The organism is Brevundimonas basaltis, from assembly GCF_014202075.1.
Lineage (GTDB): Bacteria > Pseudomonadota > Alphaproteobacteria > Caulobacterales > Caulobacteraceae > Brevundimonas > Brevundimonas basaltis.
On sequence record NZ_JACHFZ010000001.1, the window covers coordinates 619,728 to 646,087 of the forward strand.

The window sequence follows — 26,360 nt, forward strand, 5'->3', positions numbered from 1 at the left end:
TCGCGCGTCAGGCGACAGGCGCGCGTTTCGAGCCGACGCGGCTCCCGGTCAGGCCGCCAAGGATCACGAGCACGATCCCCGCGGCGGTCATCCAGACCGGATGAGGGATCATCAGGAGATTGGCGGCGGTCGCGCAGAGGAAGATGCCGGCTGCGACCCAGCCGGGCCACGCTCCCTTGCGGCCGAAGCGTGCGGCGACGAAACCGGCGGCGAACGCGGCGATCGTCCAGCCGGCCAGCATGACTGCGAAAACCGTGGTCGGCAGGCCGGCGACATAGGCCTCCATGGCCGGCCGGTCGTTCATATCCGTCGGCGGCGCGCCCGCCGTGGATGCGGCGAGCATGTGGGACAGCATGTCGCCGAGCATGACGATCACGAAGGCCGCAGCCACGCCGGCGACGATGGAAAGGATGGCTCTGAGCATCTGGAATTCCCCCTGCCCGATACTGGGCCCGGGCGAGGCCGGCGTCAAAGCGACCGGCAAACCGCTATTTCTTCGGCGCGTGCTTCTGGCCTGTGCGAACACGACCCGAGCGCGACACCTGCCTCGCCCCTCCCCGCGCACCCTTCTGGACGGCGACGGAGGAGCCGGCCTTCTTGTTGGCGCTGGCTTTCAGGCCGGACAGCGGCTTTGACTTGCCCTTGCCGGCCTTTTTCTGCTCCAGCGCCTTGCCGGGCAGGTTGGACAGGCGGTCCTCGCGCTCGGCCTTCTTGATGACCCGACGCGGAGCAGTCTTCGCGTCGCCCTTGTAGCGTTCGGGGCCCGACTTGGCGCCGCCCGGGGCGTAGGGGTTCTCGCTGCCCGATTTGACGATCAGGCGGATCGGGGTACCCGGCAAGTCAAAAGATTCGCGCAGGTTATTGATCAGATAGCGCTTGTACTGTTCCGGCATGGCCTCGGCGCGGCTGGCCATCAGCACGAAAGTGGGCGGCCGGGCCTTGGTCTGGGCCATATATTTGGGCTTGATCCGCTTGCCATCGACGGCGGGGGGCGGATGCCTCTGGGTGGCCAGCGACAGCCAGGTGTTGAGATCCTTGGTCTTGACCTTGACCGACCAGGTGGCGTGGGCCTGCAGCACGGCCGGCATCAGCCGCTCGACGCCGCGGCCGCTGTGCGAGGACAGGGCGACGAACGGCGAGCCCCTGAGCTGGGGCAGCTTGTCCTCGGCCATCTGCTGCAGCTTGGCGAGGCGGGACTGGGGCTCGGTCTCGAGGTCCCATTTGGCCGCGACATAGACCAGCGCCCGGCCCTCGCGCTCGACCAGATCGGCCAGCTGCAGGTCCTGGGTGTCGAAGGCGTCGTCCTTGTCCATGACCAGCACGACCACCTCGGCGAAGGTGATGGCGCGGATGGTGTCGGCGACCGACAGCTTCTCCAGCTTCTCCTGCACCCGGGCCTTGCGGCGCATGCCAGCGGTGTCGACCAGCCGGATGTTGTGGCCCTCGTATTCCCAGTCGACCGAGATGGAGTCGCGGGTGATGCCGGCCTCGGGGCCGGTCAACATCCGGTCCTCGCCGATCAGGCGATTGATCAGGGTGGACTTGCCGGCGTTGGGGCGGCCGATGATGGCGATGCGGATCGGCTTGTCCGGCTCGTCCAGCTCCTCGATGAAGATGTCGGCGCTGCCGGCGACGATGGCCGCGTAGAGATCGGCCATGCCCTCGCCGTGCTCCGCCGAGATGGCCACGGGCTCGCCAAAGCCCAGTGCATAGGCCTCGCCGATGCCGCCGCCGCTCTCGCGGCTTTCGGACTTGTTGGCCAGCAGGATGACCGGCTTGTGCTGATGCCGCAGCCGCTCGGCGAAGATGCGGTCCAGCGCCGTGACGCCTTCACGGGCGTCCATCATGAACAGGATCAGATCGGCGTCTTCCAGCGCCGCCTCGGTCTGTTCGCGCATCCGCGCCTCGAGGCTTTCGTCGGTGACGTCCTCGTAGCCGGCCGTGTCGATCAGCGTCAGATCCATGTCGCCGATGTTGCCCTCGGCGTAGCGACGGTCGCGGGTCACGCCCGGGCGGTCATCGACCAGCGCAAGGCGCTTGCCGACGAGGCGGTTGAACAGGGTCGACTTGCCCACATTGGGGCGGCCGACGATGGCGACCTTGAGAGCCATGTCGGCCTTCTAACGCAGAATGGGGCGAACGGTCAGCGAATGCTGACCAGAGTGCCCTTGTCGGTGAGAACGTAGAGGGCGCCGTTGTAGGCGGCCGGCGCGATGAAAGCGGGGGCGCCGAGTCGCAGCGAGGCGGTCTGCAGGCCGGTCTTGGGATCGAAGGCCACCAGCTCGCCGTCGGAGTTGACCAGCACCAGACGGTTCGAGGCCAGCAGCGGGCCCGACCAGGTCGGGCGCACGGTGCGGTCCCAGAAGCCGAAGAAGCCGCCTTCCTGACGCACGCGGCCCTCGTTGAGGTCGCGGGTCCAGTAGACTTGGCCCGAGTCGCGGTTGACGACCGTCAGTTCGCCGGTCTTGGAGACGAGATAGACGACGTCCCCGACCGGCAGGGGCGCATTGACGCCGGCGACCGGCAGTTGCCATTTGGGCTGGCCGGTCGGCACGTCGATGGCCGACATCAGGCCCGAGTGGCTGATCGCATAGACGACGCCGCGGCTGACCACCGGACGACCGGCGATGTCGCGGATTTCGGACAGGGCGCTGGTCCGGCTGGTGCGCGACAGCACCTGCTGCCACACCGGCTGGCCGGTGGAGGCGCGCAGGGCGACCAGTTCCCCGGAGGAGAAGGGCGCGATGACCGTGTCGCCGGTCACGGCCGGGCTGGTGGCGCGCATGATGCGGGCGGGCTCGGGAATGCCGCGATAGGCCCAGACCTGCCGGCCGGTGTTCACGTCGAGGGCCAGCATCTGGTTCTCGACATCGACCACGTAGACGCGGCCGCCGGAGACCGTGGGGGCCCCGTGGATCGGCACGTCGACGGGCGTGGTCCACAGCACCGCGCCGGTGCCCTGATCGACAGCGGTGACGGTGCGGTAGCCCGAGGCGATGAAGACCTTGCCGCCGCCGACCGCGACGCCGCCGCCGAAGCCGCCGCCGGTCGAGCTGCCGCCGAACAGGTTGAAGTCCAACAGGCCGCGCTGGAACTCCTTCTCGTCAGGCTTGACGCTGACCTTCCAGGCGACCGAACCGCTGGCGGAGTCGACCGCGGTGACCGTGGCCTCGCCGTCGAGGACAAAGACGCGGCCGTTGTCGGCGACGACCGGGGCCATGACCTGACGGGTGTCGGACGAACCGGCGCCGATGTCGCGGCGCCAGGCGACGGCGAACTCGGGGGCCGCGACGACGTGCTCGACCGCATTCTCCGGATTGCCGCCAGGCTGGGTCCAGGCCGCGGCGGGCTGGGGACCAGGCAGGAAGAAGTCGCGACCGGACAGGGCGGCCGAGGGCGCCAGTTGCTGTTCGAACTCGAGCACCGAGATGCGCTGGCCTTCGGTCGCGCGGGCTTGGGGGGCGTCGGAGCCGCCGAGACCGAATGGCAGGATGTTGCGGACCGTGCCGCAGGAGGCGACGGTGGCGGCGAGGCCGCACAGCAGGGCGACTTTAAGCACGCGGTTCATGGCGGACGTCCTGGAAGCGGGGGTCACGGGCGGGCCTGCCCGGCCGGAGCGGTCTCGGCGGGCGGCGCGGCGGGCGCGGCGGGCGCGGCGGGCGCGGCGGGCGCTTCGACCGGGCCCATGGCGGCGATGATGGCGGGGATGTTGGAGGCGGTGCCGTCGTCGATCGAGGCGAGCGCCAGCTCGGCGCGCTGGCTCAGCTCGCGCGGGGTGTCGAGACTGTTCTTGAGCACCACGAGGGTCGAACGGGCCTCGGCGGTCTTGCCGTGCTGCAGCTGGGCGGCGGCCAGCGCCTCGCGGGCGAAGGCGCGGAAGGGCCGCCCCTCTTCGGTCAGGGGTTCGAGCCGGGCCTGAACGTCCTCCAGACTGGCGGTGTCCATCACCAGCAGGGCCGCCTTGTAGGCGGCGCCGTCGCGCAGCAGGGGATCACGGGAGGCGGCGGCGGCTTCGTCGAACAGTTCGACGGCGGCGGGGATGCGGTTCTGCTGAACGGCGATGCCGGCGCGATGCTGCAGCGCCAGCGCCCTGTAGGCGGCATTGCCCTCGTCGGCGGCCTGGACGAAGGCCGCGTCGGCCCCGACCAGATTGTTCGACTCGAGCGATTCGAGGCCCCGCTGGTAGGCGATGGAGGCCTTGTCGGCCTTCGAGGTCTCCATCTTCTGCCAGCCCCACCAGGCAAGGGCCGCGATCAGGGCGACCAGAAGCACGCCGCCGACAACCGGCAGCCAGGTGCGGGCCAGCCGCTTGTATCGATCGGAGCGAAGCTCCTCCTCGACCTGATCGAAGACATCAACCACGGATACGTCGCCCCAAAAGTCGCAGAAAATCCAACCGGCCGGACCCTAGAGACTCGTTTCCCGCGCCGCAACGCGGGCGCTACGGCGAAACCGGCTTTTTCGAGAAGTAGGTCTCGACTTCGGCAGGAAAACGGCGGGCGCGGACATCGTCGGCGTAGGCGCCGACCGCCCGGCCGATCTCGGAGCGAAGATCGGCGTAGCGGCGGACGAATTTCGGCGTCCAGTCGAACAGGCCCAACATGTCCGGGGTGACGAGGATCTGGCCGTCGCAGGCGGCCGAGGCGCCGATGCCGATGGTCGGCTTGTCGACCGCCTCGGTGATCTCCCGGGCCAACCCTTCGGCGACGCCCTCGATGACGATGGCGAAGGCGCCGGCGTCGGCGGTGGCCTCGGCCTCGGACATGACCCGCAACCGCTCCTCGTCGGTGCGGCCCTTGGCCTTGAACGCCCCGTCGGTCAGCACGGCCTGGGGGCGCAGGCCGACGTGACCCATGACCGGAATGCCGCGCTGGACGAGGTAGGCGATGGTTTCGGCGACGGTCGGACCGCTTTCCAGCTTCACGCCCTGGGCGCCGGTTTCCTTCATGACACGGGCGCAGTTCTCGTAGGCCTGTTCCTTGCCGCCTTCGTAGGAGCCGAACGGCATGTCGATGACCACCATGGCCCGATTCGAACCCCGCATCACCGCCTGGCCGTGCAGAATCATCATCTCAAGGGTGACGCCGACGGTGTTGGGCATGCCGTGCACGACCATGCCGACGCTGTCGCCGACCAGCAACAGGTCGCAATGATCGTCCAGCAGGGCGGCGGTCGGGGCGTCGTAGGCGGTCAGACAGACCAGCGGCTCGCCGCCCTTGCGCGCCCGGATGTCGGGGGCGGCGATGCGACGGACGGCTTCCTGCTTGTGGCTGGACATGGTCGGCCTCCTGTTCGGAGACCGGGATATAGGGCTCCGCGCCCGGCCCGTCATCCCCGGGCGGGGTAGACGGGAAGGGTTCAGACTTCCTGCGACAGCTTCATCACCCCGGCGGCGGCGACGGCGATCAGGGCGCCGGCGGCGATCCAGAACAACTGCATGCCGCCCATGGAGCCCAGTTCCATATTGGCGAGGCCGACCTGATCGAGCGCCGACTGGGTCATGTTCTGGACGTTCAGGGACGCGGACTGGATGCCCTGGCCCAGCGCGTCGCCGGCGACCACGCCGTCGCGGGCGCCGAGATCGATATCGACCTGCATGGTCTCGCGCACGGCCACCGCCCCTCCGATCAGGCCGGCGAGCGACAGGGCGAGAAAGCGGACGCGGGAGCCCTTCTGAAGACGTTGCTCGACCCGGGCAGTGAACAGGGGGGCGTCGGGCAGCGTGGGCGTCCGCGCGAACAGACGTTCCACGAAGGGATCGAACTCGTCAGCCGACATGCTGCGTTCTCCCCAAGGTTTGAGCGGGTTCCGGCTGGAGCCGCGCGCGGAGTTTATCCAGACCACGTTTGACATGAGACTTCACCGTACCGAGTGGCAAATTCAGGGCGGAGGCGATCTCGGGATGCGCCATGCCCGCTCCGTGGCAGAGAGACACACAGAGCCGTTCCGGTTCGCTGAGGGCCTTGAGGGCCTCGTCCAGGTCCATCAGGCCCGCCTGATCGGCGGCGGGCGCGACATCATCCTGTTCGATTTCACCGACGTAACGGGCCTCCTTGGCGACCCGCTTGATATAGAGGCGCGCCGCGATCCGCTTGACCCAGGCCACGAACGTCCCCTCCCCGCGAAATTCGCCGCAGCGCTGGAAGGCCTGGATGAAGGCGTCCTGGGCGATGTCGTCGGCGAGCGAGGGCTGGGCCCCCATGCGCCGGAGAAGGGCGCGCACCGCCGAACCGTGGCGGCGCACGAGCTCTCCGAACTCCCGCCGACCGCCCGCCGCCGCAAGGGCGGCGAGCTCGACGTCGTGCCGGTCGACCAAGGCCTGGGTCATGATCTGTCCCCCTGTCCGCCCCGGCCCTATTCCTTGTTCGGGTTGAAGAAGCTGAGCAGAATGAAGGCCAGGCCGATGGTCACCGGAAGGGCAGCCAGACCCGTCATGGCGGCGGACGCGCCCCGAACATCGTGATCGTTCCAGCCGAGGCTGCTCAGATAGCTGAATGCGGCGAAACCGATGCCCACGGCCAGCCAGATGACGCCGCGGCGCAGGTCGCGGGTCCGTGAGGGCAGTTTGCTGGCGACGTCGCGGGTCATGGCGTCGACCAGTTCAGGCGGCAGGGGCTGACCCTTGTCGATGGCGTGACGGACCGTGGCCTGTGTTTCCCGGCGATCCCGCGATTTCAAATAGGTCGGGCCGAAAAAGACCGCCACGATGGTTCCGAAGAACGCGACGATCGCGACAACCGGAATGAAGTCTTCCATTGAGGTATCCCCTCTCGTGTGAAACCGGAGCGTGATGCTTCGGCCTTCTGACGACAAGAGGCGGCGACGGCGGCCTGCGGATGCGATCCGGCGGATGAAACTTTCGTAAAGCGGTTCAGGCTCGGCCGAAGCGGCGCGAGAGCCAGCGGGCGGCGAGCGCCGAGGGCCGTCGCCAGCACCATCGCGATGGGCTGGATGGCCGCGACCATGCTTTCTGCGAGGGGAGAGACCACCCGGCTGACGCCCCACAGCAGTGCCGTCGCCTCGATGGACCAGGCGCGCCAGCGGATGCGCTGCGTTTGGCTTTTTCCAGCTGTCGTGAGCGACGGGTAAGGGGTCCGACCGCCCTGCAACTGCACAGCCTGCCCCGCGTTCGCTGTATGCCGTGCGTTTTTTGCCGGCCGACGCCGCTGGAGAACCGCCCCATGGTCCAGATCACCTATCGTATCGTCGAACACGACGGGGGCTGGGCCTACCAGCTGGGCGACACCTTTTCGGAAACCTATCCTGACCACGACTCCGCCCGGGCGGCGGCCGTGGCAGCGGCGCGCGAGCAGAAGGTTCCGGACGAAAACACCCTGATCGAATATGCTGATGCGTCGGGACGCTGGGTGACCGAACGGGCCGACGGCCATGATCGGCCGCAGACCGAGGTCGAAGGCTGAGGCCCGATTTCGGTCGCAATCTCCGACGGAAGGGGGCGCGTCGTCCGTAGAAGGGTAACGTTGTCCGCATCACGAACGGAGGGATTCCACATGCGCTGCTTCTGGATGACGCTGCCCGCAGCGGCGGTCCTCGCCATCGCCGCACCGGCCTGGGCCCAGCAGGTTCAATACTATGACGTGCCCCCGGGCGGTCGGGCCCACGATGTCGCCGTCACCGCCGACGGCGCGGAGGTCTGGTGGACGGTGCAGCGCGGCGGCGGGCACGGCATCCTGAACCCGGAGACGGGCGAAACGGTGATCATTCCGCTGGGCGAGGGCTCGGCCCCGCACGGGGTCATCGTCGGCCCGGACGGCGACGCCTGGATCACCGACGGCGGCCAGAACGCCATCGTCCGCGTCGACCGCGAGACGCGGCAGGTCCGGGTCTGGCCTCTGCCGGAGGACACCGGCCCGATCAATATGAACACCGCCACCTTCGACCACCGCGGCCGCATCTGGTTCACCGGCCAGACCGGCTTCTACGGCCGGCTCGACCCGGCCACCGACGACATGAAGGTCTGGGCGGCGCCGCGCGGACGGGGTCCGTACGGCATCACCACCACGCCCTCGGGCGACGTCTGGTACGCCTCGCTGGCCGGCAGCCATATCGCGAAGGTCGATCTGGACACCGGTGAGGCGACCATCGTCGAGCCGCCGACCCCGAACCAGGGGGCGCGGCGGGTCTGGTCCGACAGCCGGGGCCGAATCTGGGTCAGCGAGTGGAACAGCGGCAACGTCAGCGTCCACGACCCGCGCGATGGCAGCTGGCGCACCTGGAAGCTCCCGGGCGAGGCCCCGAAGACCTATTCGGTCTATGTCGACGAGACCGACAAGGTGTGGCTGACCGACTTCGCCGCCAACGCCATTGTCCGCTTCGACCCGGCCACGGAGACCTTCGAGAGCTTCCCGAGCGACCGCCCCGGGGCCCAGGTGCGCCAGATGCTGGGTCGGCCCGGCGAGGTTTGGGGCGCGGAATCCGGCACCGACCGGCTGGTCGTCATCCGGCACGGCGACTGAGGCATGCCCCTTTACTGGCTTCTGCTGACGGCGGTCCTGACGACCCCGCCGGCGCCCCAGTCCGCGCCCGCGCCCGATCCGGGCGAGCGCGCTTTCCAACGCTGCGCGGCCTGCCATTCCATGCGAGCGAACGATCATGACAATCCGGGACCGAGCCTCAGGGGCGTGCTCGGCCGCCGGGCCGGCGGGGCGTCCGGTTTCGCCTATTCCGACGCCCTGAAGGCGGCGGGCCGACGGGGCATGGTGTGGGACGAACGGACGCTGGAGCGCTATCTCGCCGACCCCGTAGCCGTCGTGCCCGGAACCGACATGCCGTATCAGGGCGGGAGCGCCGCCGAGCGGGCGGCGGTGATCGCCTGGCTGCGTCGGCAGCGCTGATCCACCACCGGCGCAACGCCTTGTGATCGATCGAGGGTAGGCGCGGGGCGACGCGCCGTTTAGTCCTGCGTCGTCCCACAGATGGAACCGGTTACATGCGCCACCTGCCCCTCCCCGCCCCGACCCGCCGCATGCTTCTGGCCGGAGGTGCGGTCGCGGCCGGGCTGATGATGGCGCCGCGCATCGCGGCGGCCCAGGCGCAGGCCAATCTGGACCGGGTCAACGCCCTGATCGCGCGCATGACGATCGAGGAAAAGGCCGGCCAGTTGACGCTGCAGAACGACCCGTTCCGCTGGCGGCCCGAAGGCGTGAACCCCGGCGACACGCTGGACACCAATCAGGAGCAGACGGCGGCCGAGATCCGCGCCGGACGGATGGGCGCCCTGTTCAATGGCGTCGGGGCCGCGACCACGCGCTTCGTGCAGGAGATGGCGGTCCGGGACAGCCGGTTGGGCATTCCGCTGCTGTTCGCCGCCGACATCGTGCACGGATTGCGCACCACCTTTCCGGTGCCGCTGGGCGAGGCGGCGAGCTGGGACCTCGATCTGGCCGAGCGCACGGCGCGGGCCGCCGCCGTCGAGGGCGGCGCGGCGGGCGTCCACCAGACCTATGCGCCGATGGTCGACATCGGCCGCGACCAGCGCTGGGGCCGGGTGGTCGAGGGCGCGGGCGAGGACGTGCTGCTGGGCAATCTGTTCGCCGCGGCGCGCACCCGGGGCTTCCAGGGCGACGACCTGAAGGCCTGGTCGTCGCTGTTGGCCTGTCCCAAGCATTTCGTCGCCTATGGCGCCGCCGAGGCCGGGCTGGACTACAACTCGACCGACATGAGCGAGCTGGAGCTGCGCTCCGTCTATCTGCCGCCGTTCAAGGCCGCCTTCGACGCGGGCGCCCTGTCGACGATGAGCGGGTTCAACGATCTGAACGGCGTCCCGACCAGCGGCAACAAGTGGTTGCTGACCGACATCCTGCGCGGGGAATGGGGCTTCGCGGGCTTCGTGGTCTCGGACTACACCTCGGAGGAGGAACTGATCGCCCACGGCTATGCCGCCGACGGCCGCGACGCGGCGCGGATCGCCCTGATGGCCGGCGTCGACATGTCGATGAAGAGCGGCCTCTACATGAAGCACATCCCGGATCTGGTGCAGTCGGGCGACGTGCCGATGGCGCGGGTCGACGAGGCCGTGCGCCGGGTGCTGATGACCAAGGCGGCGCTGGGCCTGTTCGAAAACCCGTACCGCGGCTCCGATGTCCGGGTGGAGCGGCGGGTCACCGGCAGCCGCGAACATCTGGCGCTGGCGCGGGAGGCCGGACGCAAGTCGATCGTGCTGCTGAAGAACGAGAACGGCCTGCTGCCGCTGCCGAAGACCGGCCAGCGCATCGCCCTGATCGGGCCGTTCGGGGCGGACAAGGTCGATCTGTTCGGGCCGTGGTCGATCTTCAAGGACGCCAGGCTGTCGGTGTCGCTGGAAGAGGGGCTGCGCGCGGCCATGGGAGCGGGCGGATCGCTGACCGTGGTCAAGGGCTCCGACGTCGAGGCCCCGATCGCGGGCGGCGTCGAGACCGCCGTCATCGCCGCGTCGCAGGCCGACGTGGTGCTGTTGGCCGTCGGCGAGAGCCAAAACATGTCGGCCGAGGCGCAGTCGCGCGTCGACATCGGCCTCCCGGAGCCGCAGCTGGCGCTGGCCGAAGCGGTGGCGGCGACGGGCAAGCCGGTCGTGGTCCTGCTGCGCCACGGCCGGGCCGTGGAGCTGTCGGGCGCGGTCAAGGACGCGCCGGCGATCCTCGCCACCTGGTTCCTCGGCTCCGAGACCGGAAACGCCGTCGCCGACGTGCTGTTCGGCGACCATGCGCCGACCGGGCGGCTGCCGGTCAGCTTCCCTCACTTCTCGGGCCAGTCGCCCTTCTACTACGCCCACAAGAGCACCGGCCGCCCGGCGGCGTCGCGCGACGAGGGCTTCAAGGCGCAGTTCCGCGAGACGGCGAACGCCGCCCTCTATCCGTTCGGCCACGGCCTGACCTATGCGCCGGTGCAGTATTCGCCGGTTCGGTTGTCCGCGCCGGCCATGGGGTGGAACGGCGAGCTGACCGCCACGGTCACCCTGACCAACAGAGGCGCGCGCGAGGCGTCGGAGGTGGTGCAGCTGTACATTCGCGACCGCGCCGCCTCGATCACCCAGCCGATCCGGCTGTTGAAGGGGTACCGGCGGGTCACCGTGCCAGCCGGCGGCAGCGTCGAGGTCAGCCTGCCATTGAGATTCGCCGACCTGCTGTTCCTCGGCCCGGACCTGGAACCGACGGTAGAGCCGGGTCAGTTCGACGTCTGGCTGGCCCCGAACGCCCAGGCGGGGGAGCCGGCGCGGTTCAGCCTGACGCGCTGACGGCCGTCAGGCGAACGCCGCCGCGTAGAGGTCCGGTTTGAAGCCGACCAGGGTCCGGTCGCCGAGGTCGAGCACCGGCCGTTTGATCATCGACGGCTGGGCCAGCATCAGGTCAACGGCCCTGACGGCGTCGAGGTCGGCCTTGTCGGCGTCCGGCAGGGCGCGGAAGGTCGTGCCGGCGCGGTTCAGCACCGTCTGCCAGCCGTGCGCCGCCACCCATTGTTCCAGCCGCGGACGGTCGATCCCGGCTTTCTTGTAGTCGTGGAACGCAAAGGCGACGCCGCGCTGGTCCAACCACGTCCGGGCCTTCTTGACCGTATCGCAGTTGGGGATGCCGTAGAGGGTGAGGGTCATTTTTCCTGTCTGCCGGGAGCCTCCACGAGTCGCAAGCCGAGGACCTTGCGTTTAACCGCTTGGTTTAATATACAGGCCGGGCCGACAACGGAGACCGACATGACCACCCTCCCCCCGCGTCAGAAAGTCATTCCCTGTCTGTGGTTCGACAAACAGGCCGAAGAGGCCGCGAACTTCTATGCGTCGCTGCTTCCGGATTCCCGTGTCGACAGCGTGATCCGCGCGCCGGGCGACTATCCCAGCGGCCAGAGCGGCGATGTGCTGGTGGTCGAATTCACTTTGGCCGGCAGCCGCTACACCGCCCTGAACGGCGGCCCTCACTTCAAATTCAGCGAGGCCGTCTCGCTGCAGATCGACTGCGAGGACCAAGCCGAGGTCGACCGGCTGACCGAGGCCCTGTCCGCCGTCCCCGAAGCCGAGCAGTGCGGATGGGTCAAGGACCGCTACGGCCTGTCGTGGCAGATCGTGCCCTACGCCCTGCCCCGCCTGCTGGCCGACCCTGACGAAAAGGTCCGCAAGCGGGTCTTCGAGGCCATGATGCAGATGAAGCGGCTGAACGTCGCCGAACTGGAACGCGCCGCGAGGGAATAGTCCTCCGCCTGGAGGGAACGGATCGGCCGCCGGGACCTTGAGGCTTGGAACGACAAGAGGAGGCATTGATGAATCGGCTGGCCTGGACCGCGACGGTCCTGACATTCGCCCTCGCGGGCTGCGGCGCGCCCGAGACGACGGAACCGGCCGAGGCGCCCTCCCCCGCCCCCGCGCCCGTGACCGCCGTGGATCAGGCCACGCGGGCCGTCGCCATCTTGCGGACGGCGGACGGATCCGCGGCGGGCAGCGCCACGGCCACCGACACCGGTGGTCAGGTGGTGATCGCTCTCAGCGTTCAGGGTCTGCCGCCCGGACAGCACGGCGTACATGTCCACACCACCGGACGCTGCGATGCCCCGGGCTTCGACAGCGCCGGCGGCCACTGGAACCCGACCAACCAGAAGCACGGGATCGAGGACCCTGAGGGCCAGCACGCCGGGGACATGCCCAATCTGACCGTGGCCCAGGACGGACGCGGCACGCTGGAATACCGGCTTGAAGGCGCCAGCTTCGACGGCCTGTTCGACGCCGACGGCTCGGCCTTCGTGGTCCACGCCGGCGCGGACGATCAGCGCACGGATCCCTCCGGCGACAGCGGCGCCCGCATCGCCTGCGGCGTGTTCGAGCGGGGCCAGCTGGTTAGCTGATTATTCCCACTCGATGGTCCCCGGAGGCTTGCTGGTCACGTCATAGACCACCCGGTTGACGCCCCGCACCTCGTTGACGATGCGGGTGGCGGTCCTGCCGAGGACATCCCACGGGAATTCGAAGAAGTCCGCGGTCATGCCGTCGGTGGAGGTGACGGCGCGCAGGGCCAGCACCTTCTCGTAGGTGCGGGCGTCGCCCATGACGCCGACGGTCCTGACCGGCAGCAGGACGGCGAAGGCCTGCCAGATCTTGTCGTAGAGGCCGGCCTTGCGGATTTCGTCGAGGTAGATGGCGTCCGCCTCCTGCAGGGTGGCGACGGCGTCGGGGGTGATCTCGCCGGGGATGCGGATGGCCAGGCCCGGCCCCGGGAAGGGGTGGCGGCCGACGAAGGCCTCGGTCAGGCCGAGCTCGCGGCCGAGCGCCCGGACCTCGTCCTTGAACAGTTCGCGCAGCGGCTCGACCAGCTTGAGCTTCATATAGTCGGGCAGGCCGCCGACGTTGTGATGGCTCTTGATCACATGGGCCTTGCCGCTCGACGAGGAGACGCTTTCGATCACGTCCGGATAGAGGGTGCCCTGGGCGAGGAACTCGGCGCCCTCGATCTTGCCGGCCTCGCGGTCGAAGATCTCGATGAAGACCCGGCCGATGATCTTGCGCTTGGTCTCCGGGTCCGATTGTCCGGCCAGTTCGCCGAGAAATTCCCTTGACGCATCAACATGGATCAGCGGAATGTTGTAGTGGTCCCTGAACAGGGTGGTGACCTGTTTGGCCTCGTCCTTGCGCAGCAGGCCGGTGTCGACGAAGACGCAGGTCAGCTGGTCGCCTATGGCCTCGTGGATCAGGACCGCGGCCACCGATGAGTCGACGCCGCCGGACAGGCCGCAGATCACTTTCGCCGAACCGACCTGCTCCCGGATCTGGGCGATCTTCTCGTCGCGATAGGCGGCCATGGTCCAGTCGCCCTTCAGCCCGGCGATGCCGTGGGTGAAGTTCTTCAGCATGGTCGCACCGCGCGGGGTGTGCATCACCTCGGGGTGGAACTGGACGCCGTAGAAGCGGCGGGTCTCGTCGGCGATCACAGCGTAGGGCGAACCGGCGGAGGTCGCGACGGCCTCGAAGCCCTCGGGGATGGCGACGATCTTGTCCCCGTGGCTCATCCACACGGTTTCCTCGTAGCCGACCGGAGCGAGGCCGGCCAGCAGCGGAGAGGTTTTCCGCACGGTGATCTCGGCCCGCCCGAATTCGCGATGGTGGCCGCCCTCGACCTTGCCGCCGAGCTGTTCGCACATGGTCATCTCGCCGTAGCAGATGCCCAGCACCGGCACGCCAGCCTCGAACACCGCCTGCGGCGCGCGGGGGCTGCCCTCCTCGTGCACGCTCTCGGGACCGCCCGACAGGATGATGGCCGCCGGCTTCAGCGCCGCCAGCGCCGCCTCGGCCTTCGCATAGGGATGGATCTCGCAATAGACGCTGGCCTCGCGCAGGCGCCGCGCGATCAGCTGCGTGACCTGGCTGCCGAAGTCGACGATCAGAACCTTCTGGTGATCAGCGGGGGCGGTCATGCGGGCTCCGTGGCGGCAGGGGCGAAATGGTCATGCAACAGGTCGAGCGCTTCGGCCAGACGGAGATCGATCTCCGCCAGGGCGTCGGTCCAGTGCGACAGGGCGCTGAGGTCGGCGCGGCCGTCCGAGACACCTCGCAGGCCGAGCACCGGCACGCCGAAACGGGCGGCGGCGCGGACCACGGCATAGGTCTCCATGTCGACCATGTCCGTGTCGAGGGCGTCATAGCCGGCGCCGGAGACGACGCTGGCGCCGGTCGCCAGCCGCGCGGTTGGCAAGGCGGCGGGGCCGTCGGCCAGAGGCAGGACGGCTGAGCCCGGCAGGAACGGCGTCTCCCCCTTCGGAAAGCCGAGCACGCTGGCGTCCATGTCGCGATAGGCGACGTGCGATACGCGGTAGACGCGGGCGTGATCGAGCGTCCGCGAGCCGGCCGAGCCGAGGCTGATCACCAGGTCCGGCAGATCGCCCGCCGCCTTGAGCTCGGCCAGGGCGTGGCCGATGGCGGCCGCGGCCTCGACGGGGCCCACGCCGGTCATCAGAGGGCGGATGCGGGCGCGGAGCGCCGGGCCGTATTCGGCCTCGGCGGCCATGGCGCACAGGACGGTCTTCGGACCGAAGCGGGAAAGGGCCCAGTCCCGGCTCACGCCCGCCGCTCGTAGAGGGCGAGGAAGAAGCCGTCGGTATGGGTCGAGGCCGGCGACATCCGCAGGCGATGGCCGGCGGCCGCTGCGGCGAGGCGCTCGCGGGCGGCGGCGGTCAGAGTCGGCGCGTCGAGAAGATCGGCGACCGGCAGGGGTGTGAAGTCCGGATGCGCCGCCTCGAAGGCGCCGGTGGTCGCCTCGTTCTCGACGGTCAGCATGGAACAGGTGACATAGGCGAGGCGGCCGCCCGGCTTCACCAGCGCCACGGCCTGATCGAGGATGCGGCGCTGCAGGGCGTGAAGCCGCTCGACCTCGTCGGCCTTCAGCCGCCAAGCGTCCTCAGGACGACGACGCCAGGTGCCGGAGCCGGTGCAGGGGGCGTCGACGAAGACGAGGTCGGCCTTGCCGTTGAACTCCTCGACCCCGCCGCCGTTCTGGCCGATCAGGCGCAGGTCGGCGGCGACGCCGGCGCGCTGCAGGCGGGGGCGGATGTTGTCGAGCCGCTTCTGGACCACGTCGCAGGCGATGAGTTTCATGCCGGAGGCCGGCGGGGCGGCGCGGCGAGCGGCGGCTTCATCCTCACCGGTGGGCGACCAACCGGCGGGCTTCGGCGCGCGGACTTCGGACGGATCGGCGTCAGGCAGGCCCTGAACGGCGAGCGCCAGCGTCTTCCCTCCCCCACCGGCGCAATAGTCGACGACGATGCTCTCGGGGGTGAAGTCCAGACCCGAGCCGGCCAGCCAGGTCACGATCTGGCTGCCTTCGTCCTGGATCTCGATATGACCCGCCTTGAAGGCCTCCAGCGCCTGGACATTGGGCGGCGGTTCGGAGGGCAGGCGCAGGCCGTGGGCCGACCACGGCGTCGGCTCCGGCGACAGACCGGCGGCGGTCAGCTCGGCGGCCACGCCCTCGACGGAAGCCTTTGCGGTGTTGACGCGCAGGTCGATGGGCGCGCGGGGCGCCATCAGCTCGCGGGCCTCTTCGCTCCAGCGCTCGCCAAAGGTGGCCTTGAAGTCCTCGACCACGAATTCGGGCAGGCCGGCGGCAACCCAGCCGGGCAGATCGCCCTCCCCGGCCGTGATGCGGGCGCGTTCCTGTTTCGACAGCGGCCGCGGGCCATAGCCCTCGCCGGAGTGCAGCGCCTCGATCTCCTCCAGCGACAGGCCGTCGATCAGCGAGAGCGAGCCGATGACCAGCGCCCGGCCGTCCTCGCGCCCGCCCATGGCCCAGACCAGACGGCCGCGGGCGCGCAGCACGCGATAGACGCGGTCGGCGACGGCGCGGCGGTCCTTGGAGCCCGCATAGCGGTTGGCGGCGCCCCAGGCCTTGAGCACGACCTCGGCCGGCGCGCGGCCCTGGGCGATGCTATCGAGGACGGAGGCGGCGGCGGCGAGGCGGGCGGCTGGGGTCAACTCGAAACTTTCAGACGAACAGGGCGGCGAGGACCATCACCAACCCGCCGGCGGCGACCAGCCAGACCAGCGAGCGGATGTAGGGCACGCCGAAGGCGTAGAGCGGCAGGTAGATCAGCCGCCCGAAGAAGTAGAGGTGCGTGCCGACGAGGGTCAGCATCACGCCGTCCTTACCGGCGATATGCGCCATGATCACGGCGGCGGCGAAGATCGGCAGGGTTTCGAACAGATTGGCCTGGGCCCGCATCAGCCGCCCGGCCAGTTTCCCCGGCGGCGGAACCTCGGCGTCGCGCGGACCGGCGTTCCACTTCGCGCCGAGTTCCGCCGTCCGGGCCATGCCCGCCGCCCCGATCTGGACCAGCGCCAGGATCAGGGTGAAGGCCAGCATGATGAACTCGGGCGTCATATCCATGGCCTGTTTCCTCAGCCCTGCCGGTAGTTCGGCGCCTCGCGCGTGATCATCACGTCGTGGACGTGGCTCTCGCGCAGGCCGGCCCCGGTGATGCGCACGAACCGCGCCCGCTCCTGCAGATCGGCGATGGTGGCGGCGCCGACGTAACCCATGGCGGCGCGCAGGCCGCCGACCATCTGGTGCAGCACCGGCGAGATCGGCCCCTTGTAGGGCGTCTGGCCCTCGATGCCCTCGGGCACCAGCTTCTGGGAGTCCTCGACTTCCTTCTGGAAGTAGCGGTCGGCCGAACCGGCGCCCATGGCCCCGACCGAGCCCATGCCGCGGTAGGATTTGTAGGACCGGCCCTGGTAGAGGAAGACTTCGCCGGGGCTTTCGTCGGTGCCGGCGAACATCGAGCCCATCATGGCCACGCTGGCGCCCGCGGCGATGGCCTTGGCCAGATCGCCCGAATATTTGATGCCGCCGTCGGCGATGACGGGAGCGCCGGACTCCCTGGCGGCGCGGACGGCCTCCATGATGGCGGTCAGCTGGGGCACGCCGACGCCGGCGACGATACGGGTGGTGCAGATCGAGCCGGGGCCGATGCCGACCTTCACCGCGTCCGCGCCCGCGTCGACCAGCGCCCGGGCGGCGTCATAGGTGGCGACGTTGCCGGCGATGATCTGGATGCGGTTTGATTCGCGCTTGATGCGTTCGACAGCGCGCGAGACCTGCGCCGAATGGCCGTGGGCCGTGTCGATCACCACCACGTCCACGCCCGCCTCGGCCAGGGCCATGGAGCGTTCGTAGCCCGCGTCGCCAACCGTCGAGGCGGCGCCAACCAGCAACCGGCCCTGATCGTCCTTGGCGGCGTGCGGATGGGCCTGGGCCTTCTCGATGTCCTTCATCGTGATCAGGCCGACAGCCCGGTAGGCCTCATCGACGACGATGACGCGTTCGATCTTGCGGTCGCGCAGCAGGGCCAAGGCCTCGTCGCGCCCGGCGCCCTCGCGCACGGTGATCAGGTCGCCGGCGGTCATCATCGCGGCAGCCTTGCGGCCCGGATCGGTGTCGAAGCGCATGTCGCGGTTGGTCAGGATGCCGACCAGCTTGCCCGTCGCGGGATCGACGACCGGGAAGCCGCTGATCTTCTTACGGGCCCGGATCTCGCGGATTTCGCCCAGTGTGGTCTGCGGCATGATGGTCACCGGATTGATGACCATGCCGCTTTCGTAGCGCTTCACCTCGCGAACCATGTCGGCCTGCTGCTCGACCGTCATGTTGCGGTGAAGCACGCCCAGACCGCCGGCCTGGGCCATGGCGATGGCCAGACGCGCCTCGGTGACCGTGTCCATCGCCGACGAGGTCAGCGGGATGTTCAGCCTGATGTCGCGGGTGAGCTGCGTCGAGACATCCGCGTCGGCGGGCATGATCTCTGACGGGCCGGGTTCCAGCAAAACATCGTCGAAGGTGAGCCCTTCGCGTATCTCCATGAGGAGTCTCCGTTTTGCGGGCCGCGTATAGCGGTCGATGGCGGGGAACCGCAAGGCCCGCTCGCGCCTATCCCTACGATAAGAACAATTGCCTTGCCGGATGCGGCGCCGACCCCACATCTGAAGGACGAATGGTCCGACTGTTGATCAACACCGCCCGTCGCCTCGCGCTGAAGATCGCGAGCTATGGCGTGATGCACCTGGTGGTGGCCATCCTCGTGGCCTTCGCCATCACCCGCGACTGGCGGCTGGCGCTGGCCGTGGGCGCCGTCGAGCCCTTCTTCCAGACCATCGCCTATTCGATCCACGACCGGGTCTGGCACCGCATCGAGCGACGCGGAATGCTGTCGGGCGTGGAAGAGGCCTCCGAGGCTTTCACCGCCCGTCTCGGCTTCATGACGCCCGAGGAACAGACCCGGGCCCACGGAGCCGGTTGCGGCCACAGCCACGTGCTGCCGCGATCGTTCAAACAGATCGCCGCCAAGACGGTGACCTATGGCGTGATGCATTTCGCCGTGGCGGTGGCTGTGGCCTACGCCCTGACCTGGAACTGGCGGCTGGCGCTGGCCATCGGCATCATCGAGCCGCTGGTGCAGACCGTCTTCTTCACCGTGCACGACCGCGTTTGGACGCGGATCGAGGCCCGCAAGGCGCGGGCGGCGCAGATGGCGCGGGCCTAGCGCCGGTTCATCGCCACCAGGAAGACCTCGGCGCTGTCCTTCCGGCTCGACTCCGGCTTCACGTATTTGACCGTCTCGAACTCGGCCCGGAGCCGCGTGAGCACGCCGCCGGCGTCGCCGCCCTGGAAATTCTTCGACACGAAATGGCCGCCCGGTTTCAGCGTGCGGATGGCGAAGTCGGCGGCGATCTCGATCAGGGCGATGATCTTCAGGTGATCGGTCTGGCGGTGACCGACGGTGTTGTGGGCCATGTCGGACAGGACGAGGTCGGGCGGCCCGCCCAGCAGGTCCATCATCTGCCGGTCCACCCCCGGGTGGGTGAAGTCGGCCTGGACCAGCTCCGCGCCGGGGATGGGCTCGATCGGCAGCAGGTCGACGCCGACCACGGCCTTCGCCCCGCGCTTCAGCGCCACCTGCACCCAGCCGCCCGGCGCGGCGCCGAGGTCGATGACCCGGCTGCCCGCCCGGATCAGGTGAAAGCGGTCGTCGATCTCCAGCAGCTTGAAGGCCGCGCGGCTGCGCCAGCCCTCGGCCCGGGCGCGCTCGGACCATTTGTCGGACAGTTGGCGCTTGATCCACTGCTGGCTGGACATCGACTTGGTGTCCGCCGTCTTCATCTTCGTGCCCATGCCGCGGCCGGCCGCGGTGCCGCCGGAGGGCGGGCGCACCATGCGGCGGCGTTCGGGTTTGGCTTCTTCGTCGGACATGAAGCGCTTATGTCATCCGCCTTCGGTCGACGGAAGGCGCGACCTCGGGCAGGTTCGGCGCATGTGCAGCCAGTTCCAGGTCAAGCTCCCCCTGCATGTCGTCGAGGCGTCGTTCAGCCATACGCGCTTCCCGCTGCGCTTCCCGGCCGGACGCCCGAACATCGAGCCGCGCGACGAGGTGACCATCGGCGATTCGGCCGCGGTAGTGACGCTGGGCGAGGACGGGCCGGAGATGGCGCCCCTGCCCTTCGCGTGGAAGGGTCCGAACCGGCGGCCGGTGTTCAATTTCCGTTCGGACGGGCGGCGCTTTGACGGCAGCCGGCGCTGCCTCGTCCCGGCCTCCGGTTTCTTCGAATTCACCGATCCCCAGCCTGGCCAGAAGCGCAAGACCCGCTGGCTGTTCACCCTCCAGGGCGAGGAATGGTTCTGGATGGCGGGCATCGTCCGGGACGGAGCCTTCGCTCTGCTCACCACCGAGCCCGGCGAGGACGTCGCGCCGTATCACAACCGCCAGGTCGTGGTGCTGCCGCCGGATCTGGGACCGGATTGGCTGGGACTGACCCGGCCCGAGGACGCGCTGCTTCGCCCGCTGGCCGCCGGAAGCCTGACGGTGGAGCGGGCCTTCCCGCCGCTCGAGCCGACGTTGCTGTGAACGACGCCGGGGTTTCGCGGTCCCGCGCCGGGATGTAAGAGCGCCCCAACTCAAACAGGAGCGCCCGATGGCCGACACCCTCACCTTCACCCTCGACACCGGCGACGGCGAGGCCCGCGACGTGGTCATCAAGCTGCGCCCCGACCTCGCGCCCGGCCACGTGGCCCGCATCAGCGAGCTGGCGCAGGAAGGCTTCTACGACGGCGTGGTCTTCCACCGCGTCATCCCCGGCTTCATGGCCCAGGGCGGCGATCCGACCGGCACCGGCACCTCGGGCTCGTCCAAGCCGAACCTGAAGGCCGAGTTCTCGGCCGAGCCGCATGTCCGCGGGGTCTGCTCGATGGCCCGCACCTCGGACCCCAACAGCGCCAACAGCCAGTTCTTCATCTGCCTCGACGACGCCACCTTCCTCGACCGCCAGTACACGGTCTGGGGCGAGGTGACGGATGGCATGGACAACGTCGACGCCCTGCCCAAGGGCGAGCCGCCCCGCAACCCGGGCAAGATCGTCAAGGCGACGGTGAGCTGAGGTCGTAGGTCGTAGGGCTTAGGGCTTGGGGCTTGGGGACGCGCTCCCACCAAGCCCTAAGCCCCAAGCCCTAGCCCCTATTCGATCTCGACAACCTCGACCCGCGGGCCGTTCAGCACGAGGGCGATCTCGCCGCGCTTGAGCTTCAGCGCGTCCTCGCCGAACAGCTGGCGGCGCCAGCCCTTCAGGGCGTCGACATCGGCCTCGTCGCTGAGCGCGATCTTCTCCAGGTCGGCGACGTTGGCCAGCAGTTTGGTGGCCACGCCGGCGTTGTCGCTCTTGGCCTTGAGCAGCACCTTCAGCAGTTCCACCACCGACGGCGGCGCCGGCTGGTTGTGGGAGGGGCGCTCGAGCTTGGGCGCGTGGGCCTCGGGATCGGCCAGCACCCGGTTCAGTTCGGCGGTCAGTTCGACCCCGAGACGCGAGGCGCCGAAGCCCTTGGGCACCGAACGCAGGCGATTGAAGGCGTCAGGATCGGTGGGGCCTTGGGCGGCGATCTCGTCGATGGCTTCATCCTTGAGAATGCGGCCGCGCGGCTGGTCGCGCTCCTGCGCCGCCCGCTCGCGCCACACCGCCGTGGCCACGAAGGCGGCCAGGTATTTGGCGGAATATTTCTTCGGCTTCAGGCGCTTCCACGCCTTTTCCGGATCGGTGTCGTAGAGGGCCGGGTCGGTCAGGTCCTCCATCTCGGCGGTGACCCAGCTCAGGCGGCCGTCCTTCTCCAGCCGCTCGCGCAGCTTCGGGAACAGGGCGGCCAGATGCGTGACGTCGCCCAAGGCGTAGGTGAGTTGGGCGTCCGACAGCGGACGGCGCGCCCAGTCGGTGAAGCGGCTGCCCTTGTCGACCTCCTGCCGCAGCATCTGGCGGACCAGGGCTTCATACGAAACCTGATCCCCGAACCCCGCCGCCATGCCGGCGACCTGGGTGTCGAACATCGGCCGGGGCATGGCGCCCAGCTTCACAAAGATCTCCACGTCCTGGCGGGCGGCGTGGAAGACCTTGAGAATCGATTCGTCGCGCAGCAGCTCGAGGAAGGGCTCGAGGTCGATGCCCTCGGCCATCGGGTCGATGATGGCCGCGTCTGTGGCCGACGCCGCCTGGATCAGGCACAGTCGCGGCCAATAGGTCGTTTCCCGCATGAACTCGGTGTCGACCGTGATGAAGGGCTGGTTCGAGAGCTTCGCGCAGAAGTCGCGCAGCCCCTCGGTGGTGGTGATCGGCGTCATTCGGATGCTATAGCCCCGCGCGATGCGGTTGTGGCAAGAGCCGCCGCACAAATCCGCCCACTGATTCAGGCCCGTGACCGATGAGCGACACCCCCGACAGCCCGCGCAACGGCCTCACCTACGCCGATGCCGGCGTGGATATCGACGCCGGCGAGATGCTGGTCGACGCCATCAAGCCGCTGGCGAAGTCGACGCGGAGGCCCGGCGCCGAGGCGTCGCTGGGCGGATTCGGGGCCCTGTTCGACCTCAAGGCGGCGGGGTTCGAGGATCCGCTGATCGTCGCCACCACCGACGGCGTCGGCACCAAGCTGAAGATCGCCATCGAGACCGGACGCCACGACGGCGTCGGCGTCGACCTGGTGGCCATGTGCGTCAACGACCTGCTGGCCCAGGGCGCGGAGCCGCTGCTGTTCCTCGACTACTACGCCACCGGCAAGCTGGAGATCGACGCCGCCAAGCGGGTCGTGGCCGGGATCGCCGAAGGCTGCCGTCAGGCGGGCTGCGCGCTGGTCGGCGGCGAGACGGCCGAAATGCCCGGCATGTACGCCGGCGGCGATTATGATCTGGCGGGCTTCTCGCTGGGCGCCGTCGAGCGCGGCCACGCCCTGCCGTATCTGGACCGGCAGGCTCCGGGCGACGTCATCATCGGCCTGGCTTCATCCGGACCGCACTCGAACGGCTACTCCCTGATCCGCAAGGTGGTCGAAAAGTCCGGTCTGTCGTGGGCGGACGACGCCCCCTTCGCTCGCGACCGCACCCTGGCCCAGGCCCTGATGGAGCCGACCCGTATCTATGTGAAGCCGGTGCTGCCTCTTATGAAGGCGGGGCTGGTCAAGGGCGCGGCGCACATCACGGGCGGCGGCCTGATCGAGAATCCGCCGCGCTGCATCGCCGAGGGTCTGCACGCCGAGTTCGACTGGGACGCCATTCCCCTGCCGCAGGTGTTCCAGTGGCTGGGCGAGACCGGCGGGATTTCGGATCACGAAATGCGCCGGACCTTCAACTGCGGCGTCGGCTTTATCCTGGTGGTCGCGCCGGAAAACGCCGAGCCGGTGCTGGCGGCCCTGCTCAACGCCGGCGAGGCGGCCTTCGTCTGCGGCCAGCTGGCGGCCGACCCAGCCTAGTCTTCGAGGAGCGAATAGCTGACCCGCACGATGGTGGCGCGGCCGGGGTTCTGGTGCACGGTGGCCGTCAGGCCTTCACGCGTCCACACCGGCCAGTCCTCGGGCTCGTCGGGAACCGGCGCGAAGCCCGCGCTCTCCAGCGGGCCCGCCACGGCGTCCCGCGCCTGATCGAAGCCGCCCGCCCGCGCCTGCACCTCGCACACCCGGCGCAGGTTGTGGTCCCGGGCGTTCCCGGTCAGCGTCAACTTGACGAGGTGGTGCCCGTTGGCGGTCTGCAGATCGCGCTCGTCGCCGCCCGGCCGCCGGACCAGACCGGCGAGGGCGATGTTGTCGGCCGAAACCTCGCCCGAAGCGGCGAACGGCAGGCAGACGCCGACGACGATCTGTCGCGTGATCTGACCCGAATCCTGGGGGGCGGCGACGAGGGCGGCGGCAAGGATCAGCGGGTGCATCTGGTTCTCCTCGAGACACTGTCCCGGAGGACGGGCTCCGGCGCAAGCCGCCCGCATTGACCGCCGCGCCCTGCCCCGGCAAGGTCCGCGCCTTCCCCGCTGTGAGGTCGCTGATGCGCGCGCTTTCGATCGCCCTGACCGGGCTGGTGCTGGTCTCCGGATCCGCGGCCGCCCAGACGCCCGCCGCCAACGAGCACGCCCTGCTGCACCGGCTCGCCGCCGAGGTCCGGCCCGAGCGGATGCGGGCGGACATCGAGTCCATGGTCGGCTTCGGCACCCGCCACACCCTGTCGGAGACGCAGTCCGACACCCGCGGCATCGGGGCCGCCCGGCGCTGGGTCCAGCGCGAGTTCGAAGCCATGAGCCGCGACTGCGGCGGCTGCCTGACCGTGGTGACGCCCTCGGACACCGTCACCGGCGCCCGGGTGCCGACGCCGACCGAGGTGGTCAACATCGTCGCCATCCAGCGCGGCACAGGGGACCCGAACCGGGTCATCATCATCTCGGGGCACCTCGATTCCCGGGTCAGCGACGTGATGAATTTCACCGACGACGCTCCCGGCGCCAACGACGACGCCTCGGGCGTGGCGGCGGTGATGGAGGCGGCGCGGGTTCTGTCGAGACACCGTTTCGACGCCACCCTGGTCTATGCCGCCCTGTCGGGCGAGGAACAGGGCCTGCTGGGCGGCAAGATCGTCGCCGATTACGCCGAAGCGCAGGGCTGGCGGGTCGAGGCCAATCTGAACAACGACATCGTCGGCAATTCCCAGGGGCAGTCGGGCGTGCGCGACACCACCCGGGTGCGCGTCTTCTCCGAAGGCACCAAGACCGTAGAGACGGCCGCCCAGGCGGAACGCCGGCGCTACAACGGCGGTGAAGTCGATTCGTCGTCGCGCAATCTGGCCCGCTTCATCGACGCCGTCGCCGAGCGTTATCTGACCAATTTCGACGTCGAGATGATCTACCGCACCGACCGCTACGGCCGCGGCGGCGACCAGGTCGAGATGCTGCGCCACGGCTTCCCCGCCGTGCGCATCAGCGAGGGGGCCGAGAACTACGACCGCCAGCACCAGGACCTGCGGGTCGAGGATGGGGTCCATTACGGCGACACCATCGACGGCGTCGACTTCGATTATCTGGGCCAGGTGGCGCGACTGAACATCGTCGCCATGGCCGCCCTCGCCAACGCCCCGGCCACGCCGCTCGGCGTCACCATCGAGGGCGCGGTCAAGCCGGACACCACCGTCAGATGGCAGGCCGTCCCCGGCGCGGCGGGCTATCGCGTCTGGTGGCGGCCGACCACCGCGTCGCAATGGACCCATAGCCGCTGGGCCGGATCGGCGACCGAGCTGACCCTGCCGGGCGTGGTCATCGACGACTACTTCTTCGGCGTCTCCGCGGTCTCCGCGGGCGGCTATGAAAGTCCGGTGGTCTTCCCCGGGCCGGCCGGGTCGTTCGTTTCGGTCGGCGACCCCGCCCCGCCCGCGCGCTGATGTCCATGCCGCCTTCCGGCCGCGCGCGCGTGGCCGTCCTGATCTCCGGCGCCGGGTCCAACATGGCCGCCCTGATCGACGCCGCGCAGCCGTCCGACGCCCCGTTCGAGGTGGTTCTGGTGCTGTCGAACAAACCGGACGCCGGCGGACTGGCCGTCGCCCAGGCCCGGGGAGTCGCCACCGCCGTCGTCGACCACCGCCCCCTCGGCAAGGACCGCGCGGCTCACGAACGGGCCGTCCAGACGGTGCTGGAGGCGCACGGCGTCGAGGTCGTGGCCCTCGCCGGCTACATGCGGTTGCTGACGCCGTGGCTGGTCGGCCGGTGGCAGGGTCGGATGGTCAACATCCACCCCAGCCTGCTACCCAAATATCCGGGTCTGGACACCCACGCGCGCGCCCTCGCCGCCGGCGACGCCGAGGCCGGCTGTTCGGTGCATCTGGTCGCCGAGGGCGTCGATGACGGCCCCCTGCTGGGGCAGTCGCGTGTGCCGGTCCTGCCCGACGACACCCCGGCCTCTCTGGCGCAGCGGGTTTTGACCGCGGAGCACGAACTCTATCCGCGGGTTCTGGCCGACTTCTGCCGGGCCGGTCGGGGTCGAACGCAATGAAAACAGCCCCGGCGATCGCTCGCCGGGGCCGCTCGATATTCCGAAAGCCGAAAAGGCTTAGCCGACGATCTGATCGTCGGCGAAGAACTGCTCGATCTCGATCTTGGCGTTCTCGATCGAGTCCGAACCGTGCACCGAGTTCTCGCCGATCGACAGGGCGAACTGCTTGCGGATGGTGCCGTCGGCGGCGTCCTTCGGATTGGTGGCGCCCATGACTTCGCGGTAGCGGGCCACGGCGTTGTCGCCTTCCAGAACCTGGACCACGACCGGCTCGGCGGTCATCTGGCCGACCAGTTCGCCGTAGAACGGACGCTCGGCGTGGACTTCGTAGAATTTCTTGGCCTGGGCCTCGGTCAGCTTGACGCGGCGCTGGCCGACGATGCGCAGGCCGGCGCCCTCGATCACGGCGTTGATGGCGCCGGTCAGGTTGCGGCGCGTGGCGTCGGGCTTGATGATCGAGAACGTACGTTCGGTCATGGGAGTGACTTCTTGTTGGGAGATTGAGGGTCGCGGGCTTATAGACGCGCCCTCCGACCTTTCCAAGGCGTCCCTAACGCTCGGCGC

30 protein-coding genes are annotated in these 26,360 nt (G+C 69.3%); 12 read left to right on the forward strand and 18 right to left on the reverse strand.

From position 1 onward, the window contains the following. Positions 1–7: 7 nt before the first annotated feature. The 8 genes from HNQ67_RS03240 to HNQ67_RS03275 all read right to left on the reverse strand — a co-directional run bounded on the left by HNQ67_RS03240 (position 8) and on the right by HNQ67_RS03275 (position 6,756). Complete coding sequence (locus HNQ67_RS03240) at positions 8–424, reverse strand: hypothetical protein (protein WP_183252257.1); 417 nt, start codon at positions 422–424, stop codon at positions 8–10. A 64-nt stretch (positions 425–488) separates the two neighbouring features. Beyond that, on the reverse strand, positions 489–2,111 hold the full coding sequence (der, locus tag HNQ67_RS03245; protein WP_183252259.1) for a ribosome biogenesis GTPase Der: 1,623 nt from the start codon (positions 2,109–2,111) through the stop codon (positions 489–491). 32 nt (positions 2,112–2,143) lie between these two features. After that, positions 2,144–3,568, reverse strand: a complete 1,425-nt coding sequence (locus tag HNQ67_RS03250) for a PQQ-like beta-propeller repeat protein (RefSeq protein WP_183252260.1) — start codon at positions 3,566–3,568, stop codon at positions 2,144–2,146. Positions 3,569–3,591: 23 nt separating this feature from the next. Next, the gene (locus tag HNQ67_RS03255; protein ID WP_183252262.1) at positions 3,592–4,362 is read right to left on the reverse strand and encodes a tetratricopeptide repeat protein; all 771 of its coding nucleotides are present in this window, start codon (positions 4,360–4,362) and stop codon (positions 3,592–3,594) included. Positions 4,363–4,441: 79 nt separating this feature from the next. Continuing rightward, the gene (panB, locus tag HNQ67_RS03260) at positions 4,442–5,278 is read right to left on the reverse strand and encodes a 3-methyl-2-oxobutanoate hydroxymethyltransferase (RefSeq protein WP_183252264.1); all 837 of its coding nucleotides are present in this window, start codon (positions 5,276–5,278) and stop codon (positions 4,442–4,444) included. An 80-nt stretch (positions 5,279–5,358) separates the two neighbouring features. Continuing rightward, positions 5,359–5,778 (reverse strand): hypothetical protein, encoded by a 420-nt coding sequence (locus tag HNQ67_RS03265; RefSeq protein WP_183252266.1) that lies wholly within the window; start codon positions 5,776–5,778, stop codon positions 5,359–5,361. Further along, the gene (locus HNQ67_RS03270) at positions 5,768–6,328 is read right to left on the reverse strand and encodes an RNA polymerase sigma factor (protein WP_183252268.1); all 561 of its coding nucleotides are present in this window, start codon (positions 6,326–6,328) and stop codon (positions 5,768–5,770) included. Before HNQ67_RS03270 ends, HNQ67_RS03265 begins: the two co-directional genes overlap by 11 nt. A 26-nt stretch (positions 6,329–6,354) precedes the next feature. Beyond that, positions 6,355–6,756 (reverse strand): DUF6249 domain-containing protein, encoded by a 402-nt coding sequence (locus HNQ67_RS03275; protein WP_183252270.1) that lies wholly within the window; start codon positions 6,754–6,756, stop codon positions 6,355–6,357. A gap of 425 nt (positions 6,757–7,181) precedes the next feature. Here HNQ67_RS03275 and HNQ67_RS03280 point away from each other — a divergent pair, with 425 nt between their 5' ends. From HNQ67_RS03280 to bglX, 4 genes are all read left to right on the forward strand, one after another. After that, positions 7,182–7,421, forward strand: coding sequence for a hypothetical protein (locus tag HNQ67_RS03280; RefSeq protein ID WP_183252272.1), 240 nt, complete (start codon positions 7,182–7,184; stop codon positions 7,419–7,421). Between the two features lie 90 nt (positions 7,422–7,511). Further along, entirely contained in the window at positions 7,512–8,477 is a 966-nt protein-coding gene (locus tag HNQ67_RS03285; protein ID WP_221247695.1) for a Vgb family protein, read from the forward strand. Between the two features lie 3 nt (positions 8,478–8,480). Beyond that, the gene (locus HNQ67_RS03290; RefSeq protein WP_183252274.1) at positions 8,481–8,855 is read left to right on the forward strand and encodes a c-type cytochrome; all 375 of its coding nucleotides are present in this window, start codon (positions 8,481–8,483) and stop codon (positions 8,853–8,855) included. Positions 8,856–8,950: 95 nt separating this feature from the next. Next, positions 8,951–11,233 (forward strand): beta-glucosidase BglX, encoded by a 2,283-nt coding sequence (gene bglX / locus HNQ67_RS03295; protein ID WP_221247696.1) that lies wholly within the window; start codon positions 8,951–8,953, stop codon positions 11,231–11,233. Between the two features lie 6 nt (positions 11,234–11,239). Here the strand turns inward: bglX and HNQ67_RS03300 are convergent, their stop codons facing one another. Then, positions 11,240–11,587 (reverse strand): arsenate reductase, encoded by a 348-nt coding sequence (locus HNQ67_RS03300; protein ID WP_183252276.1) that lies wholly within the window; start codon positions 11,585–11,587, stop codon positions 11,240–11,242. A 99-nt stretch (positions 11,588–11,686) separates the two neighbouring features. Between HNQ67_RS03300 and HNQ67_RS03305 the strand changes: the two genes are divergently transcribed. Next, positions 11,687–12,178, forward strand: coding sequence for a VOC family protein (locus HNQ67_RS03305; RefSeq protein WP_183252278.1), 492 nt, complete (start codon positions 11,687–11,689; stop codon positions 12,176–12,178). A gap of 68 nt (positions 12,179–12,246) precedes the next feature. Beyond that, positions 12,247–12,825, forward strand: a complete 579-nt coding sequence (locus tag HNQ67_RS03310; protein WP_183252281.1) for a superoxide dismutase family protein — start codon at positions 12,247–12,249, stop codon at positions 12,823–12,825. Here the strand turns inward: HNQ67_RS03310 and guaA are convergent, their stop codons facing one another. Genes guaA through guaB form a run of 5 tightly spaced genes read right to left on the reverse strand, consistent with a single transcriptional unit; the run spans position 12,826 to position 18,325 of the window. Beyond that, on the reverse strand, positions 12,826–14,388 hold the full coding sequence (gene guaA / locus HNQ67_RS03315; RefSeq protein WP_183252283.1) for a glutamine-hydrolyzing GMP synthase: 1,563 nt from the start codon (positions 14,386–14,388) through the stop codon (positions 12,826–12,828). It lies immediately after the preceding gene. Continuing rightward, positions 14,385–15,032, reverse strand: coding sequence for a 5'-methylthioadenosine/S-adenosylhomocysteine nucleosidase (locus tag HNQ67_RS03320; RefSeq protein ID WP_183252287.1), 648 nt, complete (start codon positions 15,030–15,032; stop codon positions 14,385–14,387). Before HNQ67_RS03320 ends, guaA begins: the two co-directional genes overlap by 4 nt. Beyond that, positions 15,029–16,441 carry an RsmB/NOP family class I SAM-dependent RNA methyltransferase gene (locus HNQ67_RS03325; RefSeq protein ID WP_183252289.1) on the reverse strand — a complete coding sequence of 471 codons (1,413 nt, stop codon included), beginning with the start codon at positions 16,439–16,441 and terminating at the stop codon, positions 15,029–15,031. Before HNQ67_RS03325 ends, HNQ67_RS03320 begins: the two co-directional genes overlap by 4 nt. Positions 16,442–16,451: 10 nt before the next feature. Beyond that, positions 16,452–16,853, reverse strand: coding sequence for an MAPEG family protein (locus HNQ67_RS03330; RefSeq protein WP_246347414.1), 402 nt, complete (start codon positions 16,851–16,853; stop codon positions 16,452–16,454). Between the two features lie 11 nt (positions 16,854–16,864). After that, positions 16,865–18,325 carry an IMP dehydrogenase gene (gene guaB / locus HNQ67_RS03335; RefSeq protein WP_183252291.1) on the reverse strand — a complete coding sequence of 487 codons (1,461 nt, stop codon included), beginning with the start codon at positions 18,323–18,325 and terminating at the stop codon, positions 16,865–16,867. A 131-nt stretch (positions 18,326–18,456) separates the two neighbouring features. Between guaB and HNQ67_RS03340 the strand changes: the two genes are divergently transcribed. Continuing rightward, on the forward strand, positions 18,457–19,005 hold the full coding sequence (locus HNQ67_RS03340; protein ID WP_183252293.1) for a DUF2061 domain-containing protein: 549 nt from the start codon (positions 18,457–18,459) through the stop codon (positions 19,003–19,005). Here HNQ67_RS03340 and HNQ67_RS03345 read toward each other — a convergent pair. Further along, positions 19,002–19,712, reverse strand: a complete 711-nt coding sequence (locus tag HNQ67_RS03345) for an RlmE family RNA methyltransferase (RefSeq protein ID WP_183252294.1) — start codon at positions 19,710–19,712, stop codon at positions 19,002–19,004. The two genes, HNQ67_RS03340 and HNQ67_RS03345, sit on opposite strands and share 4 nt — an antisense overlap. Positions 19,713–19,773: 61 nt before the next feature. Between HNQ67_RS03345 and HNQ67_RS03350 the strand changes: the two genes are divergently transcribed. Both HNQ67_RS03350 and HNQ67_RS03355 read left to right on the forward strand, forming a co-directional pair. Beyond that, positions 19,774–20,364, forward strand: a complete 591-nt coding sequence (locus HNQ67_RS03350; RefSeq protein WP_183252296.1) for an SOS response-associated peptidase family protein — start codon at positions 19,774–19,776, stop codon at positions 20,362–20,364. Positions 20,365–20,431: 67 nt separating this feature from the next. Further along, complete coding sequence (locus HNQ67_RS03355; RefSeq protein ID WP_183252298.1) at positions 20,432–20,893, forward strand: peptidylprolyl isomerase; 462 nt, start codon at positions 20,432–20,434, stop codon at positions 20,891–20,893. Positions 20,894–20,970: 77 nt separating this feature from the next. Here the strand turns inward: HNQ67_RS03355 and rnd are convergent, their stop codons facing one another. Continuing rightward, the gene (gene rnd / locus HNQ67_RS03360; protein WP_183252300.1) at positions 20,971–22,119 is read right to left on the reverse strand and encodes a ribonuclease D; all 1,149 of its coding nucleotides are present in this window, start codon (positions 22,117–22,119) and stop codon (positions 20,971–20,973) included. A gap of 80 nt (positions 22,120–22,199) precedes the next feature. Between rnd and purM the strand changes: the two genes are divergently transcribed. After that, positions 22,200–23,243 (forward strand): phosphoribosylformylglycinamidine cyclo-ligase, encoded by a 1,044-nt coding sequence (gene purM, locus HNQ67_RS03365; RefSeq protein WP_183252302.1) that lies wholly within the window; start codon positions 22,200–22,202, stop codon positions 23,241–23,243. On the opposite strand, the gene HNQ67_RS03370 is transcribed toward purM, so the two are convergent. Then, positions 23,240–23,695 (reverse strand): hypothetical protein, encoded by a 456-nt coding sequence (locus HNQ67_RS03370; protein ID WP_183252303.1) that lies wholly within the window; start codon positions 23,693–23,695, stop codon positions 23,240–23,242. The two genes, purM and HNQ67_RS03370, sit on opposite strands and share 4 nt — an antisense overlap. Positions 23,696–23,808: 113 nt before the next feature. Between HNQ67_RS03370 and HNQ67_RS03375 the strand changes: the two genes are divergently transcribed. Further along, complete coding sequence (locus tag HNQ67_RS03375) at positions 23,809–25,188, forward strand: M20/M25/M40 family metallo-hydrolase (RefSeq protein WP_183252305.1); 1,380 nt, start codon at positions 23,809–23,811, stop codon at positions 25,186–25,188. After that, entirely contained in the window at positions 25,188–25,796 is a 609-nt protein-coding gene (gene purN / locus HNQ67_RS03380) for a phosphoribosylglycinamide formyltransferase (protein ID WP_183252307.1), read from the forward strand. Before HNQ67_RS03375 ends, purN begins: the two co-directional genes overlap by 1 nt. A 57-nt stretch (positions 25,797–25,853) precedes the next feature. Here the strand turns inward: purN and ndk are convergent, their stop codons facing one another. Beyond that, positions 25,854–26,273: a nucleoside-diphosphate kinase gene (gene ndk, locus HNQ67_RS03385; protein WP_183252309.1), complete on the reverse strand. Its 420-nt coding sequence runs from the start codon at positions 26,271–26,273 to the stop codon at positions 25,854–25,856. Positions 26,274–26,360: the final 87 nt, after the last annotated feature.

What these genes read in the sequence shown, in the direction of transcription:
- HNQ67_RS03270 (WP_183252268.1), bottom strand. Translation starts at nt 6,328, where the DNA reads ATGACCCAGGCCTTGGTCGACCGGCACGACGTCGAGCTCGCCGCCCTT.
- HNQ67_RS03300 (WP_183252276.1), bottom strand. Translation starts at nt 11,587, where the DNA reads ATGACCCTCACCCTCTACGGCATCCCCAACTGCGATACGGTCAAGAAG.
- HNQ67_RS03240 (WP_183252257.1), bottom strand. Translation starts at nt 424, where the DNA reads ATGCTCAGAGCCATCCTTTCCATCGTCGCCGGCGTGGCTGCGGCCTTC.
- HNQ67_RS03340 (WP_183252293.1), top strand. Translation starts at nt 18,457, where the DNA reads ATGGTCCGACTGTTGATCAACACCGCCCGTCGCCTCGCGCTGAAGATC.
- bglX (WP_221247696.1), top strand. Translation starts at nt 8,951, where the DNA reads ATGCGCCACCTGCCCCTCCCCGCCCCGACCCGCCGCATGCTTCTGGCC.
- HNQ67_RS03375 (WP_183252305.1), top strand. Translation starts at nt 23,809, where the DNA reads ATGCGCGCGCTTTCGATCGCCCTGACCGGGCTGGTGCTGGTCTCCGGA.
- guaB (WP_183252291.1), bottom strand. Translation starts at nt 18,325, where the DNA reads ATGGAGATACGCGAAGGGCTCACCTTCGACGATGTTTTGCTGGAACCC.
- HNQ67_RS03345 (WP_183252294.1), bottom strand. Translation starts at nt 19,712, where the DNA reads ATGTCCGACGAAGAAGCCAAACCCGAACGCCGCCGCATGGTGCGCCCG.
- HNQ67_RS03265 (WP_183252266.1), bottom strand. Translation starts at nt 5,778, where the DNA reads ATGTCGGCTGACGAGTTCGATCCCTTCGTGGAACGTCTGTTCGCGCGG.
- guaA (WP_183252283.1), bottom strand. Translation starts at nt 14,388, where the DNA reads ATGACCGCCCCCGCTGATCACCAGAAGGTTCTGATCGTCGACTTCGGC.
- HNQ67_RS03285 (WP_221247695.1), top strand. Translation starts at nt 7,512, where the DNA reads ATGCGCTGCTTCTGGATGACGCTGCCCGCAGCGGCGGTCCTCGCCATC.
- panB (WP_183252264.1), bottom strand. Translation starts at nt 5,278, where the DNA reads ATGTCCAGCCACAAGCAGGAAGCCGTCCGTCGCATCGCCGCCCCCGAC.
- der (WP_183252259.1), bottom strand. Translation starts at nt 2,111, where the DNA reads ATGGCTCTCAAGGTCGCCATCGTCGGCCGCCCCAATGTGGGCAAGTCG.
- HNQ67_RS03250 (WP_183252260.1), bottom strand. Translation starts at nt 3,568, where the DNA reads ATGAACCGCGTGCTTAAAGTCGCCCTGCTGTGCGGCCTCGCCGCCACC.
- HNQ67_RS03310 (WP_183252281.1), top strand. Translation starts at nt 12,247, where the DNA reads ATGAATCGGCTGGCCTGGACCGCGACGGTCCTGACATTCGCCCTCGCG.
- HNQ67_RS03290 (WP_183252274.1), top strand. Translation starts at nt 8,481, where the DNA reads ATGCCCCTTTACTGGCTTCTGCTGACGGCGGTCCTGACGACCCCGCCG.
- HNQ67_RS03370 (WP_183252303.1), bottom strand. Translation starts at nt 23,695, where the DNA reads ATGCACCCGCTGATCCTTGCCGCCGCCCTCGTCGCCGCCCCCCAGGAT.
- HNQ67_RS03305 (WP_183252278.1), top strand. Translation starts at nt 11,687, where the DNA reads ATGACCACCCTCCCCCCGCGTCAGAAAGTCATTCCCTGTCTGTGGTTC.
- HNQ67_RS03275 (WP_183252270.1), bottom strand. Translation starts at nt 6,756, where the DNA reads ATGGAAGACTTCATTCCGGTTGTCGCGATCGTCGCGTTCTTCGGAACC.
- rnd (WP_183252300.1), bottom strand. Translation starts at nt 22,119, where the DNA reads ATGACGCCGATCACCACCACCGAGGGGCTGCGCGACTTCTGCGCGAAG.
- HNQ67_RS03350 (WP_183252296.1), top strand. Translation starts at nt 19,774, where the DNA reads ATGTGCAGCCAGTTCCAGGTCAAGCTCCCCCTGCATGTCGTCGAGGCG.
- HNQ67_RS03355 (WP_183252298.1), top strand. Translation starts at nt 20,432, where the DNA reads ATGGCCGACACCCTCACCTTCACCCTCGACACCGGCGACGGCGAGGCC.
- HNQ67_RS03330 (WP_246347414.1), bottom strand. Translation starts at nt 16,853, where the DNA reads ATGGATATGACGCCCGAGTTCATCATGCTGGCCTTCACCCTGATCCTG.
- ndk (WP_183252309.1), bottom strand. Translation starts at nt 26,273, where the DNA reads ATGACCGAACGTACGTTCTCGATCATCAAGCCCGACGCCACGCGCCGC.
- purM (WP_183252302.1), top strand. Translation starts at nt 22,200, where the DNA reads ATGAGCGACACCCCCGACAGCCCGCGCAACGGCCTCACCTACGCCGAT.
- HNQ67_RS03280 (WP_183252272.1), top strand. Translation starts at nt 7,182, where the DNA reads ATGGTCCAGATCACCTATCGTATCGTCGAACACGACGGGGGCTGGGCC.
- purN (WP_183252307.1), top strand. Translation starts at nt 25,188, where the DNA reads ATGTCCATGCCGCCTTCCGGCCGCGCGCGCGTGGCCGTCCTGATCTCC.